This is a genomic window from Arenimonas sp. (genome assembly GCF_047602345.1).
GTDB lineage: Bacteria > Pseudomonadota > Gammaproteobacteria > Xanthomonadales > Xanthomonadaceae > Arenimonas.
Map to the genome: position 1 here is coordinate 191,103 of NZ_JASGHN010000010.1, position 16,494 is coordinate 207,596.

Sequence of the window (16,494 nt, forward strand, 5' to 3'; positions counted from 1 at the left end):
GAAGCCATGAACCGGAAAATCCGCTTCCTGATCGCCCTGGCCCTGGTGGCCGGCATCCTGGGATACAAGCATCTGTACAAACAGGCGCCAGCGCGCACCGCGGCCTCCACCGAAACGACGACAGATGTAGTGCGGCGTTATGGCCAGATCGATTTCAGGCCCTGTTCGCTGTCGCCCGATTTCGGCACGCAAAGCCTGCAGGCGCAATGCGGTTCGCTCGAGGTCCCGGAAAATCATGCGGCGCCGGGCGGTCGCAAGATCCGTCTCGCCATCGCCTGGATCCCCGCCAAAGGCGAGGCCGAACCCGACCCGATGTTCATGCTCGCCGGCGGTCCGGGCCAATCCGCGCTCGAATCGTTTCCCGGCATCGCGCCGGCCTTTGCCGACATGGGCAAGCGCCGCCATGTGATCCTGGTGGACCAGCGCGGCACCGGCAGTTCGAACAAACTCGTATGCAAGGACAGCCAGGGCAAGTCGGCGGTGCTTGAGGAGGGCGACGAGAGCCTGGAAGACGCCACCGCTTTCGCGGCGCGTTGCGCCAAGCAGCTGCAGAAGACCGCCGACCCGCGTTTCTATTCCACCACCGACGCCATCCAGGATCTCGACGCGGTGCGCGCCGCGCTCGGCGCCGACCAGATCAACCTGATGGGCGTTTCCTACGGGTCGCGCGTCGCCCAGCAGTACGCCAAGCGTTATCCGCAGCATACGCGGACCGTGACGATCGACGGCATCGTGCCGAACTCGCTCGTGCTCGGCAACATGCATGCGAAGAACCTCGAACGTTCGCTCGATCTGCAGTTCGCCCGCTGCGCGCAGGACAAGTCCTGCAATCAGAACGTCGGCAATCCTCGCGAACGACTGAACGCGTTGATGACCAAGCTGCAGACCGATCCGCCGCTGGTGCGCTATCGCGATGCGACCACCGGCGACGCGAAGGAAGAGCGCATGCGCCCCTCCGACGTCGGCATGCTGGCGCGCATGTTCGCCTATTCGCCGGCGGCGGCCAGCGTATTGCCGTTGCAGCTGCGCGAGGCCACCGAGGGCCGCTACGAACCGCTGATGGCCTTGTCGAAGCTGCTGTCGGGCACCTTGGGCGAACAGATCATGCATGGCATGCAGCTGTCGGTGATCTGCACCGAGGACGCCGGCGAACTGAAGTCCGATCCCGCCGATGCCGACAGCCTGATCGGCATCGGTCTCATCGAAGTGCTGAAGGCGCAATGCGGCGCCTGGCCGCACGGAGAGCGGCCGACCGGCTTCCGCGAACCGCTGCGTGGCGATGTGCCGGTGCTCATCCTCTCGGGCGAATTCGACCCGGTCACGCCGCCGCGTTACGGCGACGCCGTGTTGTACGGCCTGGCCGATCCGGAAGCGGCGGTCCCGAAGGATGCCAAGCCGGTGCTGAGTCGTGCACGCCACCTGGTCGTGCGCGGCCAGGGCCACAACGTCCTGCCGATCGGCTGCATGCCGAAGCTCTTCGCGCGCTTCGTCGAAACGCGCGACCCGAAGGCGCTCGATGCCAGCTGCCTCGACACCGTGCCCTATACGCCGGCCTTCACCGGTTTCTACGGCTGGGAACCCTGAGCCCCGGCTCGGTTCCCGCCTCCCTCACATACTCAGGCCCTTCTCATGATCGAAGCCCTCGACCTGCAGAAATCCTTCAAGACCAAGACCGGTGCGGTGCATGCCGTGCAAGGCGTCAGCTTCAGCGCGCAGGACGGAGAGATCACCGGCCTGCTCGGGCCGAACGGTGCCGGCAAGACGACGACCCTGCGCATGCTCTACACGCTGATGTCGCCCGATGCCGGCAGCGTGCGCGTGGATCGTTTCGATGCCGTGCGCGATGCCGAAGCCGTGCGCCGCCGTCTCGGTGTGTTGCCGGATGCGCGCGGCGTGTACAAGCGACTGACCGCGCGCGAGAACATCGCCTACTTCGGCCGCCTGCATGGCATGTCCGAAAAGGACATCGCCGAACGCACGCGCGAACTCTCCGCCGCGCTGGACATGGACGAGATTCTCGACCGGCAGACGGAAGGCTTCTCGCAAGGCCAGCGCACCAAGACCGCCATCGCCCGCGCCCTGGTGCACGACCCGAAGAACGTCATCCTGGACGAGCCGACGAATGGCCTGGACGTGATGACGACGCGCGGCCTGCGCGAGTTCCTCCGCCAGCTCAGGGCCGAGGGGCGCTGCGTGATCTTCTCCAGCCACATCATGCAGGAGGTCGCTGCGCTGTGCGATCGCATCGTCGTCATCGCCCACGGTCGCGTGATGGCCGCGGGCACGCCGGACGAGCTGCGCGCGCAGACCGGCGAGAGCAACCTCGAAGAAGCCTTCGTCAAGGCCATCGGTTCGGAAGAAGGACTGCACGCATGAAAGCCCTGTACACCGTCATGGTCAAGGAATTGACCGATCTCTTCCGCGATCGCCGCAGCGTGATGGTTTCGCTGCTGATGGGACCGATCCTGTTCCCCATCCTGATCCTGGGCCTGGCCAAGCTCGCCACCGATCGCATCAGCACGCAGCTGGAGAAGCCGCTGACGCTGTCGGTGATCGGCGCCGAACGCGCGCCCAACCTGGTGTCCTGGCTGGAAGGCCAGAACATCGTCGTGCAGAAGCCGCCTGCCGATGCCGACGCCGCCATCCGCAGCCAAAGCGAGGACGTGATCCTCCGCATCGACGACAAGTTCGGCAAACAGTGGCGTGGCAGCGAGCCGGCGATGGTGGAGATCGTCTACGACAGCTCGCGCCAGGATTCCGACATCCCGGTCAAGCGCGTCGAGAACCTGCTGGAAAACTACAGCCGTACCGTCGGTTCGTTGCGTCTGGTCGCCCGCGGAGTCAATCCGGCGGCGATGCAGCCGCTGCGCGTCGGGCATCGCGATCTCGTCACGCCGGAAGCGCGCATCGGCCAGGCGCTGGCGTTCCTGCCCTATCTGTTGATCCTCAGCGGCTTCCTCGGCGGCGCGGCCCTGGTCATCGACGCCACCGCGGGCGAGCGCGAACGGCAATCGCTCGAGCCCCTGCTCGCCACGCCGGCGGCGCGCGCGATCATCATGAGCGGAAAGATCGCCGCCGCCACCGCCGTCGGCTTGCTCGGCCTGGTGCTGACGCTGGCCTCGTTCAAGCTGGCGTTCGCCTTCGCGCCGACCTTCGGCATCAAGATCGATCTCGGCCTCTGGACCATCGTGCGCATCCTCGTCGTGCTGACGCCGATCGTGCTGATCGGCACCTGTCTGCTGACCCTGATCGCCGCCGGCGCGAAATCGGTGAAGGAAGCGCAGAGCTACATGAGCCTGCTGATGCTGCTGCCGATGATCCCGACCATCGTGCTGATGGTGAATCCGATCAAGAACCAGTTGTGGCAGTTCGCCGTCCCCTTCCTCGCTCAGAACCAGATGATCCTGAAACTGGCGCGCAGCGAGCCTATCGCCGCGACGGAATGGGGCATCTATATCGCCTGCGGATTCGGCCTGGGCCTGGTGTTGTGGTTTCTCGCCGCACGCCGCTATCACGACGAGCGTCTGGCGATCTCCGCCTGAGTCCAGGCAGCGCTCGCTCAAACAAAAAGGCCCGGCGAAAGCCGGGCCTTTTCTTTCTCCACCGCCCTCTTACGGACGGAAGGTGAAGGTGCGCGTGACCGTCTGCGCCGAATCGGTCGGCTGGAAACGCCAGCGGCGCACCGCGCCCTGCACGCTGCGATCGAACACGCCGCGCGGCTTGGCGCTGACCAGTTCCACGTCGCTGACCGAACCGTCGGTGTTCACGGTGAAGCTGACCGTGACTTCGCCGCTGGCGCCGGCGCGGCGCGCTTCCGGCGGATAAGCCGGTTGCGGTGTCGAGATCGGGACCAGGCCGCCGCTCGGGCGGGCAGGTGCCGCAGCCGTCGGCTGCGGTGCGGCGGGTTGCGGCTGTGCCGCGACGGGCTGCGGCGGCGGTTCGCTGCGGGTTGGCTGGGGTGCGGCGGGTTGCGGCGCCGGGGCCGCCGGCTGGGCGGCTGTGCGAGCGGCAGCGGCGGCGGCCGCAGCCTGCTCGGCCGCGCGCGTCTTGGCTTCTTCCGCCGCCTTGGCCTGCTGTTCGGCCCGCGCGGCTTCTTCGGTCACGCGGTTCGCCGCCGCGACCTTGCCCTTGGCGATCGCGTCGGCGATACGCGGCAGCGCGGGGGCCTGTGCATCGGCCGATTCGATCAGCCCGCGCAGGCGTTCGGCTTCGACGAAATCTTCGCGACCGATCGCCTGTTCGGCGGCGATCACCGCGTACGGCTGCAGGTCGATCAGAGCGCTTTCGGCCGAGGCGTCCGGTTTTTCGGTCTTCTTGCGCAGGGCGATGAAGTACTCCATCGCGTTGTCGCCGGCGGGCGCATAGAGGCGCTGTTCGCGCAGGGCTTCGTTGCCGCGCTTTTTCAGCTCTTCCGGCGTCAGGGCGGCCAGGGCAGCGGCCTGTTGGGCGGCCGCCTGCTTGGCGGCGACTTCCTCGGCGGTGGGTCCGGCCGGCGCGGCCGGCTTGGCGGTGGTATCGGCCTTGTCTCCGCCGCAACCGGCGAGGCCCAAGCCCAGCGCCAGCACGATGGCCAGGGGAAGATATTTGGAGCTGGGACGGTGCGGTGACATGGCGGCAACACTCTCCGGAAGGGCCTGACTTTCAGCACATAAGAGTTTGGCCGAGTTGTCAAGCCATTTCCGTTGTGTGCGTCACTTTCCGATGCAGAAGCTCGAAAATATCCGTCCGAGCAACGCGTCGGCATCGAAGCGGCCGGTGATCTCGCCGAGCGCATCGTTCGCCTGGCGCAAGTCCTCGGCCGCCAGTTCGCCCTGACGCTCCGTCAGACGCGCCTCGGCCGCGCTCAGGAATCCCGCGGCCCGAGCGAGTGCGTCCAGGTGGCGCAGGCGGGCGCTGAAGCCGCCGGTTAGCGCTGACTCCGAACCGGCTTGCGCGCGAAGGCTGTCGTGCAACAGCTCGATGCCTTCGCCGGTGCGCGCCGAAAGCCAAAGGTGAAGTCCGTCTTCGCGTTGCTCCTGACGGGGCTCCGCCCCCGCGAGATCGATCTTGTTGTGCAGCCAGATCACCTTCGGGACGCCAGCCAGTGCCGGGGCCAGGGCCTGTGCCTGATCCAGCCGGGTGTCGTCGATGACGGCCAGCGCCAGATCGGCGCGCGCGAGCTCGGCGTGGGCCCGGCGTATTCCTTCCGCTTCGACGCGCTCATCCGAGTCGCGCAGGCCGGCGGTGTCGACCAGGGTCAGGACGAACCCGTCGAGATTGATGGTTTCGCGCAGGAGATCGCGGGTGGTGCCCGCTATTTCGGTCACGATGGCGCGGTCCTCGCCGGCGAGCGCGTTGAGCAAGGAAGACTTGCCGGCGTTGGGCGCACCGACCAGCACGGCATGCAAGCCATCGACAAGACGCTTGCCGCGTTCGGCTTCCGCTCGCAAGCTCGCCAAGGCATGCCGAGCCTGCTGCAAGCGCTGCGTGAGTTCGGGCGCCGCGAGGAAATCGATTTCTTCCTCTGGAAAATCCAGCGCCGCCTCCACCCAGACGCGCAGGCCAACCAGTTGCTCGCCGATGGCATGCACGCGCCGGGAGAACTCGCCGTCGAGGGAACGGCGCGCCGCCCGGGCCGCGGCCTCGCTTCCGGCCGAGATCAGGTCGGCCAACGCCTCGGCCTGCGCCAGGTCGAGCTTGTCGTTGAGGAACGCGCGCTCGGTGAATTCACCGGCGCGCGCGGCGCGCGCGCCTAGCGCCAGGCAGCAACGCAACACCCGCGCCAGCAACAAGGGGTTGCCATGCGTCTGCAGTTCGACGACGTCTTCGCCGGTATAGGAATGCGGTGCGGGGAAACAGATCGCAATGCCATCGTCGATCAGTTCGCCGTCGCTATCGCGCAAGCGAACGTAGTGCGCTTGCCGGGCCAGCAACGACCGCCCGGCTAGCCGAGCCGCGATGGTCGCGGCCTTTGGGCCCGACAGTCGCACGATGCCGACGCCGGCCGCGCCGGCGGCCGTGGCGATCGCTGCGATGGTGTCGCCCGTCTGCGGCATGCGCCGAGTCTAGCGCGTACCGCCCGCGCCGATGATCAGCGCGCGGCGACCGTCTTGCCGTCGCCGTGACGGCGCGTCATCCACCACTGTTGCAACAGGCCCAATGCGCCGTTGGTCAGCCAGTACAACACCAGGCCGGAGGGGAAGAAGGCCATCATCACGCCGAACACCAGCGGCATGAATTGCATCATCTTCTTCTGCATCGGATCCATGCCCGGCATCGGCGTCAGCTTCTGCGTCAGGTACATGACGGCGAGATTGAGCACCGGCAGCACGAACCAGGGATCGGCGGCGGTCAGGTTCTGGATCCAACCGATCCACGGCGCATGACGCAGCTCGACGGTCTCGAGCAACACCCAGTACAGACCGAGGAAGATCGGGATCGGGATCAGCATCGGCAAGCAGCCGCCGATGGGATTGATCTTTTCCTTCTGGAACAACTCCATCTGCGCCATCGCGAACTTCTGGCGATCGTCGCCGTAACGTTCCTTGAGCGCTTCCAGGCGCGGCTGGATGGCGCGCATCTTCGCCATGTTCTTGTACTGCGCCGCCGACAGCGGATACAGCAGCAGCTTCAACAGTACGACGATGGCGATGATCGCCCAACCCCAGTTGCCGAGCAGCGCATGCAGCTTGGCCAGCAACCAGAACAACGGTTCGGAGATGAAGGTCAGCTTGCCGTAGTCGACCGAGCGCTTGAGCGTGGGCGAAAGTTTCTGCATCGGCGCCTGCAGCTTCGGCCCGACCCACAGCTGCGAGCTGCGGCTGGCGCTGGCGCCGGGCGCCAGGGCGACCGGTGCGGCGACGCTGCGGATTTCGTACAGCGCGACGCCATCGTGCGATTTGGTCGAGGTCTGGAACAGCTGCTGCTCGTTCGTCGCCGGCACCCAGGCCGTGACGAAATGATGCTGCAACATCGCGATCCAGCCGCCGACGACCTGGCAGCTCTCCGGCTTGTCGCCGGCGGCGCAGGCAGGCGGCAACTCATCGGTGAAATCGCTCAGCGGCGCCTTCTCGTAACCGTTCTGCGGCGAGAACCACGCGGCGCCGACGAAACTGAAGGTTTCCGGATTGCTCATGAACGCGTGGGTCGGCGGCGACGGCGGCGCGACGCGATCGAGCGAGACATACGGATACAGCTGTTGCGGCGCCGTTCCGCCGTTGGCCATCGTTTCGTCGAGCTTGAGCACGTAGCTGCCACGTTCCAGCGTCAGCGTGCGACGTACCGTCAGACCGGTGCCGGCTTCGATCCAGGTCAGCGGCACCGAAATGGCGGCCGCGCCATCGGCCAGCTTGAACTCGCGCGTATCGCCTTCGACGGTGAAACGCTCGGCCAGCACTTGTTGCTGCTGCCCGGCCACGCGAATCAAGCCCGCGTCGGCGGTGAAGTAAAGCGTGGGTTGGCTGCTGAGCAGGGACACGTTCGGACTGTCGTCGTGCTTCTCGACGCGGTATTGCAGCAGTTGCGAACTGGTCAGGCGACCACCCGCGAGATCGATCGTCAGACGGAGCACGTCGTTTTCGATCACGATCGGATCGGCTGCGGCCTCCACGCCCGCCGGGGCCGCGACGCCCGGCAACGGAGCCGGCGCCACGTTGGATGCAGGCAACGGGGCCGTGCCCGCGTTCGCAGCGGCGGTGTCCGTCGTCGTCGGTGCGGCCGGCTGCAAGGTCTTGCCCCATTCCATCCACAGCAGTGCGGCAACGAACAACCAGGCGATCAATAAAAAGGAGCGGGTCTGATTCATGGACGAGGAGGACTCGGCGCCGCAGGCGCCATCAGGCTTCGGTGGAATGGCGCCCATCGGACGCAATCGAGGGCGGCATTGTGCCGGGCGAGGTCATGGGCTTCAACGTGCGGGCGCGCTCGAAGAGAGACAAGAGCTCGGCGCGAGCTTGAGGATTGGCTGCTTTCGCGGCGTCGGGTTTGGCGGTGAGCACGTAGTCGGCAGGCGGCAAGTGCGGGCGCAGCCGACGAAAGACTTCGCGCATCTGTCGGCGCAATCGATTGCGTTCGACCGCTGATTTGGACACGCGCTTGGAGATCGTCAGTCCTAGGCGCGCCTGGTCGGCCTCGGCGAAAAAGCGCACCTGCAGGCGAAAGCAGGCGCCAGAAACGCGTTTTCCCTCGCCAAACACGGCCTGGAATTCGGCCGAGGCGCGCAAATGCGCGCGGCGAGGGAAACGGAGCGGGGTCGTGGTGTTCACGGCCCGTCAGGGACGCCGCCGGAGCGGCGTCGGGTCACACGCAGAGGCGCGCGCGGCCCTTGGCGCGACGGCGGGCAAGGATCTTGCGGCCATCGGCAGTCTTCATGCGGGCGCGAAACCCGTGGTCGCGCTTACGCTTGAGGTTGCTGGGCTGGTAGGTACGCTTGGTGGCCATGACGGCACCCCGAATAAATGGGCGGAAAAGACTTGAAAGTCTAACGAATACCGGGCTGGCGGGTCAAGTCGCGCAGCCATGGCAGGAAAGCAGGAGGAAGGCTAGACTGCCCTCCCCTGTACTTATCCACAGGCCGCGCGACCGCGGCCCTGAGTCTGCCCGGAATGGATTCTCTTTGGCCCCGCTGCCTCGAACGCCTGGAAGCCGAGCTTTCGGCCGAGGACGTGCACACCTGGCTCAAGCCCTTGCAGGCGACCTCCCAGGGCGAGGGCATGACCCTGTTCGCGCCGAATGCTTTCGTCGTCGACACCGTTCGCGAACGTTATCTGGCCCGGATTTGCGAGCTCATCAGTCATTACGCCGGCCTGCCGACGCCTGTGAGCGTGGAAGTCGGTTCGCTGCGACGTGAGGTCGCCACGGTCCCGCCGCCGCTGCCGCCGGGCCGGGCTGGCGCCACCGAATTCCAGACCAACCTCGACAACCAGTACACCTTCGACAACTTCGTCGAAGGCCGCAGCAACCAGTTGGGCCTGGCGGCCGCCCGCCAGGTCGCGCTCAGCCCTGGTCGCGCCTACAACCCGTTGTTGCTCTACGGCGGCACTGGACTCGGCAAGACGCACCTGATGCATGCCGCCGGCAATCTGATGCGCGCCAACAACCCCGGCATGCGCGTGCTTTACCTGCGCTCGGAACAGTTCTTCAGCGCGATGATGAAGGCGCTGCAGGACAAGTCGATGGACCAGTTCAAGCGGCAGTTCCAGCAGGTCGACGCGTTGTTGATCGACGACATCCAGTTTTTCGCCGGAAAGAACACCACGCAGGAAGAGTTCTTCCATACGTTCAACGCGCTGTTCGACGGCAAGCAGCAGATCATCCTGACCTGCGATCGTTATCCGCGCGAAGTCGAAAACCTGGAACCGCGCCTGAAATCGCGCCTGGGTTGGGGTCTGTCGGTGGCGATCGAACCACCGGATTTCGAAACGCGCGCCGCCATCCTGACGGCAAAGGCGAGCGAGCGGCGCGTCAGCCTGCCCGACGATGTCGCCTATCTGATCGCCAAACGCATGCGTTCGAACGTGCGCGACCTGGAGGGCGCGCTCAATACCCTGGCGGCAAGATCCAACTTCATCGGCCGGCCGATCACCCCGGAGTTCGCGCAGGAAACCCTTCGCGATCTGTTGCGGGCGCAAGCGCAGGTGATTTCCATCAGCAATATCCAGAAGACCGTGGCAGACTACTATCAGCTACGCATGGCGGACCTGTTGTCGAAGCGACGGACGCGCTCCTTGGCGCGTCCGCGGCAGATGGCGATGGCTCTGGCCAAGGATTTGACCGAGCACAGCTTGCCGGAAATCGGGGATGCCTTCGGCGGCCGGGATCACACGACAGTGCTGCATGCCTGCCGGGTGATCCGGGAGTTGATCGAAACGGACGGTAAGCTGCACGAGGATTGGGACAAGCTGGTACGCAAGCTCACCGAATAGTTCGAGTTCTGCGGAACAGCTTGTGGATAAGTTGCGGAAAAAAATCAGGCCTAGAAGTTATCCACATGTTTTCCCGCCGACAGGCGCGCTGTCACGCACAGGAAATATCCTGTGTTTTTCTTTATATTTCATAGTATTAGCGTTGTTTTTCTGGCCTTTGGCCGCGCTCTACCACCACCAGATAGATTTCTATCCACTTAGGCTCTTGGGATCCCTGCATGCGTTTCAGCCTGTCGCGAGAAGCTTTCCTAAAACCTTTGCAGCAGGTCGTGAACGTCGTCGAGCGACGCCAGACCTTGCCTGTCCTGGCCAACCTGCTGGTGCAGGTTCAGGACGGCAAGCTTTCGATGACGGGTACCGATCTGGAAGTCGAAATGATCGCCCGGGCCCAGGTTGATGACGCCCAGAACGGCGAGACGACGATTCCTGCCCGCAAACTGTTCGAGATCGTTCGTGCCTTGCCGGATGCTGCCCGGATCACCTTGAGTCTTTCCGGGGACAAGACGACGGTGCAGGCAGGACGCAGCCGTTTCACGTTGGCCAATCTGCCCGCCAACGATTTCCCCGCCATCGAAGACCTCGACCTGGTCGAGCGTTTGCGAGTGCAGGAATCGACGCTGAAAGAACTGATCGAGCGCACGGCCTTTGCGATGGCCCAGCAGGATGTGCGCTATTACCTCAACGGCCTGTTGCTTGATCTGCGCGAAAGCTCCCTTCGTTGCGTGGCGACCGACGGCCATCGCCTCGCCTTGTGCGAAGCCGAATTGACCCTGGGTGCGCAGACCCGCAAACAGATCATCCTGCCGCGCAAAGGCGTGCTGGAACTCCAGCGTTTGCTCGAGGGTGGCGACCGCGAGATCGAGCTCGAAATCGGCCGCAACCACCTGCGCATGCGCCGCGAGGACGTCACCTTCACCTCGAAACTGATCGATGGCCGTTTCCCCGACTATGAGGCGGTGATCCCGATCGGCGCCGACAAGGAAGTGAAGGTGGATCGCGAGGTGTTGCGAGCGGCCTTGCAGCGTGTCGCCATCCTGTCGAACGAAAAATATCGCGGCGTGAAGCTGGAAGTCTCACCGGGGCAGTTGCGCATCGTGGCGCACAACCCCGAACAAGAAGAGGCGCAGGAAGAGATCGAGGCCCAGACGCGAGTCGATGGCTTGTCGGTCGGCTTCAATGTTACCTACCTGCTCGATGCGCTAACGGCGCTTCGCGAGGAGCAGGTCGTGCTGAACCTTCGGGACGGCAATTCGTCCGCCTTGGTCCGCGAACTCAGCCACGAGCGCAGCCGACATGTAGTGATGCCGCTGCGACTGTGACGCAACAGCTACTCCCCGGCGGCTACCCACAGGCCCGGTCAGTCCGGGCCTGTTTGCTGCAACGGCCGGCATGATCCTTCGGCGGCTGAAGGCAAGCAACTTCCGTTGTTTCGCCGAGATTGATCTTGAGTTCGGGTCTGGCCTGAACCTGGTGACCGGCGGCAATGGCGCGGGCAAGACCAGCCTGGTGGAGGCAGCTCATCTGCTCGGCTATGGCCGTTCGTTCCGCGGCCGCGTCCGCGACGGGCTGATCCGTACGGGCGCTTCCGAGCTGGAGCTGTTCGCCGAGTGGATGGACGGCAAGGGGCAGGGACATCGCGCCGGCCTTCGTCATACCGGGCAATCCTGGGAGGCGCGGATGGATGGCGCCAATGTCGCCAGCCTTACCGAATTTTGTGCCGGGCTGGCGGTGGTGACCTTTGAACCCGGCAGCCATGAACTGATTGCCGGCTCGGCCGACCAGCGCCGGCGCTACCTGGACTGGGGCTTGTTCCACGTGGAACGAAGCTTCCTTCCCGTCTGGCGTAGGTATGGCCGCGCCCTGAAACAACGCAACGCCCTGCTCAAGAGTCGCCCGGATGCCAGCAGCCTGAGCCTATGGGATCGGGAGTTGGCTGAGGCGGGTAAACCCCTGCATCGGTTGAGGCAGGCCTATCTCCAGGGGATTGAACCCACGTTGGCGGCGGCTGCGAGCGAATATCTGGGGGAGCTAGGGGCGTTCGCCGTTGATTATCTTGCTGGGTGGCGCCGCCAGGACATGAGCCTGGAAGATGCCTTGCTGCTCAATCGCGAACGCGATCTGGCCTTGGGGTACACCTCCGTCGGACCCCACCGGGCCGACTGGTCTTTCCGTTTCGAGGGTCTGCCGGGGCGGGAATCATTGTCGCGCGGGCAGGAGAAGCTGACCGCCTTGTCCTGCATCCTGGGGCAAGCCCGAGCCTTCGAAGCGAGCCAGGGAGAATGGCCGTTGTTGTGCCTGGACGACTTGGCTTCCGAGCTTGACGCGGCGCACCAGCAGCGAGTGCTGGAGTCCGTTCTGGCCAGTGGCGCCCAGGTCCTGCTGACGGGCACGGAAGCACCAGCGGCACTGCCGGTAGCAACGAACCTGCAGATGTTTCACGTGGAACGACAACAGATCAGGGCGCGTTGAGCGCTGGCTGGCGCATCTCTTCGCCCCGGCGGCGAGCTATAATCCGGATGCCTTTAAATAAAGCTCGTTCCCGCCGGCCGGCGGAGCCACGAGCCGTCCGCGACCACCCCCGATGACCGATCCGCAAACGCAAGCGCCAACTTCCCCCAACACCTACGACTCCAGCAAGATCACCGTCCTGCGCGGCCTTGAGGCTGTCCGCAAGCGCCCCGGCATGTACATCGGCGATGTGCACGACGGGACGGGCTTGCACCACATGGTGTTCGAGGTGGTCGACAACGCCATCGACGAGGCCTTGGCCGGCCATTGCGACCATGTCGTCGTGACCCTGCACAACGATGGCTCCTGTTCGGTGTCGGACAACGGGCGCGGCATTCCGACCGACATCCACAAGGAAGAAGGCCGGTCTGCGGCCGAAGTCATCCTCACGGTATTGCACGCCGGCGGTAAGTTCGACGACAACAGCTACAAGGTGTCCGGCGGCCTGCATGGCGTCGGCGTGTCCGTCGTCAACGCGCTGTCGTCGAAATTGTGGCTGGACATCTGGCGCGACGGCGCGCATTTCCAGCAGGAATACGCGCTTGGCGAGCCGAACTATGCCTTGAAGGAAGTCGGTCGCTCCACCAAGCGCGGTACAACCTTGCGCTTCTTGCCCAGCACCGAAACCTTCACCGATGTCGAATTCCATTACGACATCCTGGCCAAGCGCTTGCGCGAGCTGAGCTTCCTGAACTCCGGCGTCACGATCGAGCTGATCGACGAACGCGGCGAAGGCAAACACGATGTTTTCAAGTACGAGGGCGGCATCCGCAGTTTCGTCGAACATCTCGCGGCACTGAAGACGCCTCTGCACGCCTCGGTGGTTTCGGCCTCGGGCGAAAAGGACGGCATCACCGTCGACATCGCTCTCCAGTGGACCGACGCCTACCAGGAAACGATGTTCTGCTTCACGAACAATATTCCGCAGAAGGACGGCGGCACGCACCTGGCCGGTTTCCGCGCCGCCTTGACGCGCACGCTGACCAATTACATCGAGCAGAACGGTTTGGCCCGTCAGGCCAAGATCGCCCTGTCCGGCGACGATATGCGCGAAGGCATGATTGCCGTTCTGTCGGTGAAGGTCCCGGATCCCAGCTTCTCCAGTCAAACGAAAGAGAAACTGGTCAGTTCGGAGGTAAAGCCAGCGGTTGAGGCCGTGATCGGCGCGAAATTGGAGGAGTTCCTGCAGGAGCGGCCGCTTGAGGCCCGCGCGATCGCCGAGAAGGTCGTGGAAGCTGCCCGCGCCCGCGAGGCTGCGCGCAAGGCACGCGAACTGACACGTCGGAAAGGCGCGCTGGATATCGCTGGCCTTCCCGGCAAGCTCGCCGATTGCCAGGAGAAAGATCCGGCATTGTCCGAGCTTTTCATCGTCGAGGGCGACTCGGCCGGTGGTTCCGCCAAGCAGGGTCGCAACCGCAAGACGCAGGCGATCCTGCCGCTCAAGGGCAAGATCCTCAACGTCGAGCGCGCGCGTTTCGACCGCATGCTGTCGAGCGCCGAAGTCGGCACGCTGATCACCGCACTGGGCTGTGGCATCGGCAAGGACGAGTACAACCCGGACAAGCTGCGTTACCACCGCATCATCATCATGACCGACGCGGACGTGGACGGTTCGCATATCCGAACCTTGTTGCTGACGTTCTTCTATCGCCAGATGCCCGAATTGATCGAGCGCGGCCATGTCTATATCGGTCTGCCGCCGCTGTACAAGATCAAGCAGGGCAAGACCGAGCTGTACCTGAAAGACGACGGCGCGCTGAACGCCTACCTGGTGAACAACGCCGTCGAGGGCGCCGAACTGCAGCCCGCCGAAGGCGCGCCGGCGATCAGCGGCGTCGCGCTGGAAAAGCTGATGCTTGAGATGGTCGCCGCGCAGGAAGTGATCGAACGCCACGGTTATCGCATCGATCGTGCGGTGCTCGAAGCCATGCTGGAGGCGGGTCCGCTGCGCAGCGAAGATTTCGCCACGGCCGACGCGCTGGCCGATTGGTCGCGCGCGGTCGAAAGCCGCCTCAACAACGCCGGCCTCGGCCGGCCGCAGTACGCGCTGCGCGTGCAGCCGATGCACGAAGGGCAGGGCGGAGCCCTGTTGGTCGAAAAGAAGCATCACGGCTTGACCAGTGTGCAAACGGTGGCGGCCAACCAGTTGCTGCAGGGCGAACTGCGCCAGGTCAACGAAGTGGCCATCCTGCTTCGCGATCTGTTGCAAGCCGGCGCCAGCGTTTCGCGCGGCGGCAAGACGCAAGCCGTCTCCAGTTTCCGCGATGCGCAAACCTGGCTGCTCGAAGAAGCCAAGAAAGGCCGCCAGATCCAGCGCTTCAAGGGTCTGGGCGAAATGAATCCCGAGCAGCTGTGGGAGACGACGGTGAACCCGGAAACGCGACGCCTGCTCAAGGTGCGCATCGAAGACGCCGTCGCCGCCGACCAGATCTTCTCGACGCTGATGGGCGACGTGGTCGAGCCCCGCCGCGAATTCATCGAGGACAACGCCCTGCGCGTCGGCAACCTCGACGTCTGAGGCGCTCCTGGCGGATCGCTACGATCCGCCGGCCAGGACGGGGTTGAAACCCTGCGCCGGGTGTTGACGCCGCATTAAGCCGAAGTGTCCTAAAACGGAAGCCGAATGGCAGGCGAGGCGAAGGCCCCGCTCACTTGAGCCTGAAAGCCAAGCCCCGTACGCTTCAACCCCCGCTTTGAACGGCGTTCGCGCCACCCCCTTTGGAGTGCTGTCATGAAGAAGACCCTGCTGCTGTCGGCGATGCTCACCACCCTGCTGGCGCCTCTCCCGATGGTCGTTGCCCATGCGCAGACCCAGTCGGGCGGTATCGACGATCGTCGCGCCAATACGCGCGCCAATCGTCGCGCAGCCCAGGAGTCGAAGGCGAAAGCCGCCGAGCAGTTGTTCCCGCAGGCCACGCGCCAGGAACCGAAGGCGAGCGACTCCGTGTTGCACAAGGAGCTCGACAAACTGCAGAAGCTGGCCGAAGACCAGAAGAGCGACGAGGTCATCGCGCTGGCCGACCAAATGCTGGCCAATCCGAAGGCCAGCGCCGTCGATCGTTCGTACGCGGCGTATTACGCCTCCAACGCCTGGCTGGACAAGGGCACCGATGCGGCCGCTGACCGTCAGGCGGCGCAGTACCTCAAGCGCGCCATCGACGAGAACGGCCTGCCCAACAACGCGCACTACCAGAACATGCTGCAGCTCGCCGCGCTGCTGAAGAACGACGAAAAACTCGCCGACAGCGTGGTCTATGTCGATCGCTTCCTGAGCGAAACCAAGACCAACGACGTCAAGGCATACCAGATCAAGGCCGAAGCCGAGTACTTCGGCAATCGTTACGCCGAAGCGGCCGCCACGGTGCGCAAGGCGATGGAGTTGGGGCTGGGCAACGACTCGTTGACCAAGCTGCTGGTCGCGTCCTATCAGGAAATGGACAAGCCGGCGGAAGCGGCCAAGATCCTGGAGGAGCTGGTTGCGAAGAAGCCGGGCGACAAGGCCCTGCTGCAGAACCTCGCTTCGGCCTACCAGCAGGCCGATCAGGACGCCAAGGCCGGCGAGGTCATCGACCGCATGCGCAGCCAGGGCCTGTTGACCGACACCAAGGATTACGAGTCCGCCTACCGTCTGATGGCCAACATCGCAGGACGTGAGAAGGACGCGGTCGCATTGATCAACGAAGGCTTGCAGAAGGGCATCCTGCAGCCGAACCACGATGTCTATGCTTACATCGGCAACGCGTATTACAACGCCGACCAGATTCCGTTGGCGATCGAGGCGTGGAGCAAGGCCGCACCGCTGGGCAAGGACGGGGAGACCTACCTCAACGTCGGGAAACTCCAGGCCTCTGAAGAGCGATGGAACGACGCCAAGGCGGCGGCCCAGCAGGCCCTGGCGAAAGGCGTGCGGAAGCCGGGCGATGCCTGGATCGTGATCGCCCGCGCCGAGTTCGGCCTGGGCAACAAGAACGCGGTTCTGGCTGCCTACCGCGAGGCGGCGAAGTATCCCGAGACCAAGGCGGCGGCCGAGAAGGCGCTGCGCCAGGCCGCAGGAAAGTGACGCGGGTCACTGGTTGGTAAAGCC

General features: G+C 64.7%; 13 protein-coding genes. 8 read left to right on the plus strand and 5 right to left on the minus strand.

All coding sequences use genetic code 11. The annotated features are described in order from the left end of the window. Nucleotides 1–6 precede the first annotated feature (6 nt). From QM707_RS13630 to QM707_RS13640, 3 genes are read left to right on the plus strand one after another with little or no spacing between them, the layout of a single operon-like run. On the plus strand, nt 7–1,584 hold the full coding sequence (locus tag QM707_RS13630; protein WP_415002419.1) for an alpha/beta fold hydrolase: 1,578 nt from the start codon (nt 7–9) through the stop codon (nt 1,582–1,584). 45 nt (nt 1,585–1,629) lie between these two features. Next, a complete protein-coding gene (locus QM707_RS13635) occupies nt 1,630–2,376 on the plus strand; it encodes an ATP-binding cassette domain-containing protein (protein ID WP_415002420.1) in 747 nt (248 codons plus the stop codon). Next, nucleotides 2,373–3,542 carry an ABC transporter permease gene (locus tag QM707_RS13640; protein ID WP_415002421.1) on the plus strand — a complete coding sequence of 390 codons (1,170 nt, stop codon included), beginning with the start codon at nt 2,373–2,375 and terminating at the stop codon, nt 3,540–3,542. Before QM707_RS13635 ends, QM707_RS13640 begins: the two co-directional genes overlap by 4 nt. Nucleotides 3,543–3,611: 69 nt before the next feature. Here the strand turns inward: QM707_RS13640 and QM707_RS13645 are convergent, their stop codons facing one another. The 5 genes from QM707_RS13645 to rpmH form a co-directional block, all read right to left on the minus strand. Then, nucleotides 3,612–4,610: an energy transducer TonB gene (locus tag QM707_RS13645; protein WP_415002422.1), complete on the minus strand. Its 999-nt coding sequence runs from the start codon at nt 4,608–4,610 to the stop codon at nt 3,612–3,614. A gap of 81 nt (nt 4,611–4,691) precedes the next feature. After that, nucleotides 4,692–6,035 (minus strand): tRNA uridine-5-carboxymethylaminomethyl(34) synthesis GTPase MnmE, encoded by a 1,344-nt coding sequence (gene mnmE, locus QM707_RS13650; RefSeq protein ID WP_415002423.1) that lies wholly within the window; start codon nt 6,033–6,035, stop codon nt 4,692–4,694. A 35-nt stretch (nt 6,036–6,070) separates the two neighbouring features. Further along, complete coding sequence (gene yidC / locus QM707_RS13655) at nt 6,071–7,783, minus strand: membrane protein insertase YidC (protein WP_415002424.1); 1,713 nt, start codon at nt 7,781–7,783, stop codon at nt 6,071–6,073. A 31-nt stretch (nt 7,784–7,814) separates the two neighbouring features. Then, a complete protein-coding gene (gene rnpA, locus QM707_RS13660; RefSeq protein WP_415002425.1) occupies nt 7,815–8,243 on the minus strand; it encodes a ribonuclease P protein component in 429 nt (142 codons plus the stop codon). A gap of 34 nt (nt 8,244–8,277) precedes the next feature. Further along, nucleotides 8,278–8,418 carry a 50S ribosomal protein L34 gene (gene rpmH / locus QM707_RS13665; RefSeq protein WP_415002426.1) on the minus strand — a complete coding sequence of 47 codons (141 nt, stop codon included), beginning with the start codon at nt 8,416–8,418 and terminating at the stop codon, nt 8,278–8,280. Between the two features lie 164 nt (nt 8,419–8,582). Here rpmH and dnaA point away from each other — a divergent pair, with 164 nt between their 5' ends. The 5 genes from dnaA (at nt 8,583) to QM707_RS13690 (ending at nt 16,470) form a co-directional block, all read left to right on the plus strand. After that, complete coding sequence (gene dnaA, locus QM707_RS13670) at nt 8,583–9,902, plus strand: chromosomal replication initiator protein DnaA (RefSeq protein ID WP_415002427.1); 1,320 nt, start codon at nt 8,583–8,585, stop codon at nt 9,900–9,902. A gap of 218 nt (nt 9,903–10,120) precedes the next feature. Beyond that, nucleotides 10,121–11,221 carry a DNA polymerase III subunit beta gene (dnaN, locus tag QM707_RS13675; protein WP_415002428.1) on the plus strand — a complete coding sequence of 367 codons (1,101 nt, stop codon included), beginning with the start codon at nt 10,121–10,123 and terminating at the stop codon, nt 11,219–11,221. A 70-nt stretch (nt 11,222–11,291) separates the two neighbouring features. Next, nucleotides 11,292–12,371, plus strand: coding sequence for a DNA replication/repair protein RecF (gene recF / locus QM707_RS13680; protein WP_415002429.1), 1,080 nt, complete (start codon nt 11,292–11,294; stop codon nt 12,369–12,371). A gap of 112 nt (nt 12,372–12,483) precedes the next feature. Continuing rightward, on the plus strand, nt 12,484–14,928 hold the full coding sequence (gene gyrB / locus QM707_RS13685) for a DNA topoisomerase (ATP-hydrolyzing) subunit B (protein WP_415002430.1): 2,445 nt from the start codon (nt 12,484–12,486) through the stop codon (nt 14,926–14,928). A 213-nt stretch (nt 14,929–15,141) separates the two neighbouring features. Continuing rightward, entirely contained in the window at nt 15,142–16,470 is a 1,329-nt protein-coding gene (locus QM707_RS13690) for a tetratricopeptide repeat protein (protein WP_415002431.1), read from the plus strand. Nucleotides 16,471–16,494 lie beyond the last annotated feature (24 nt).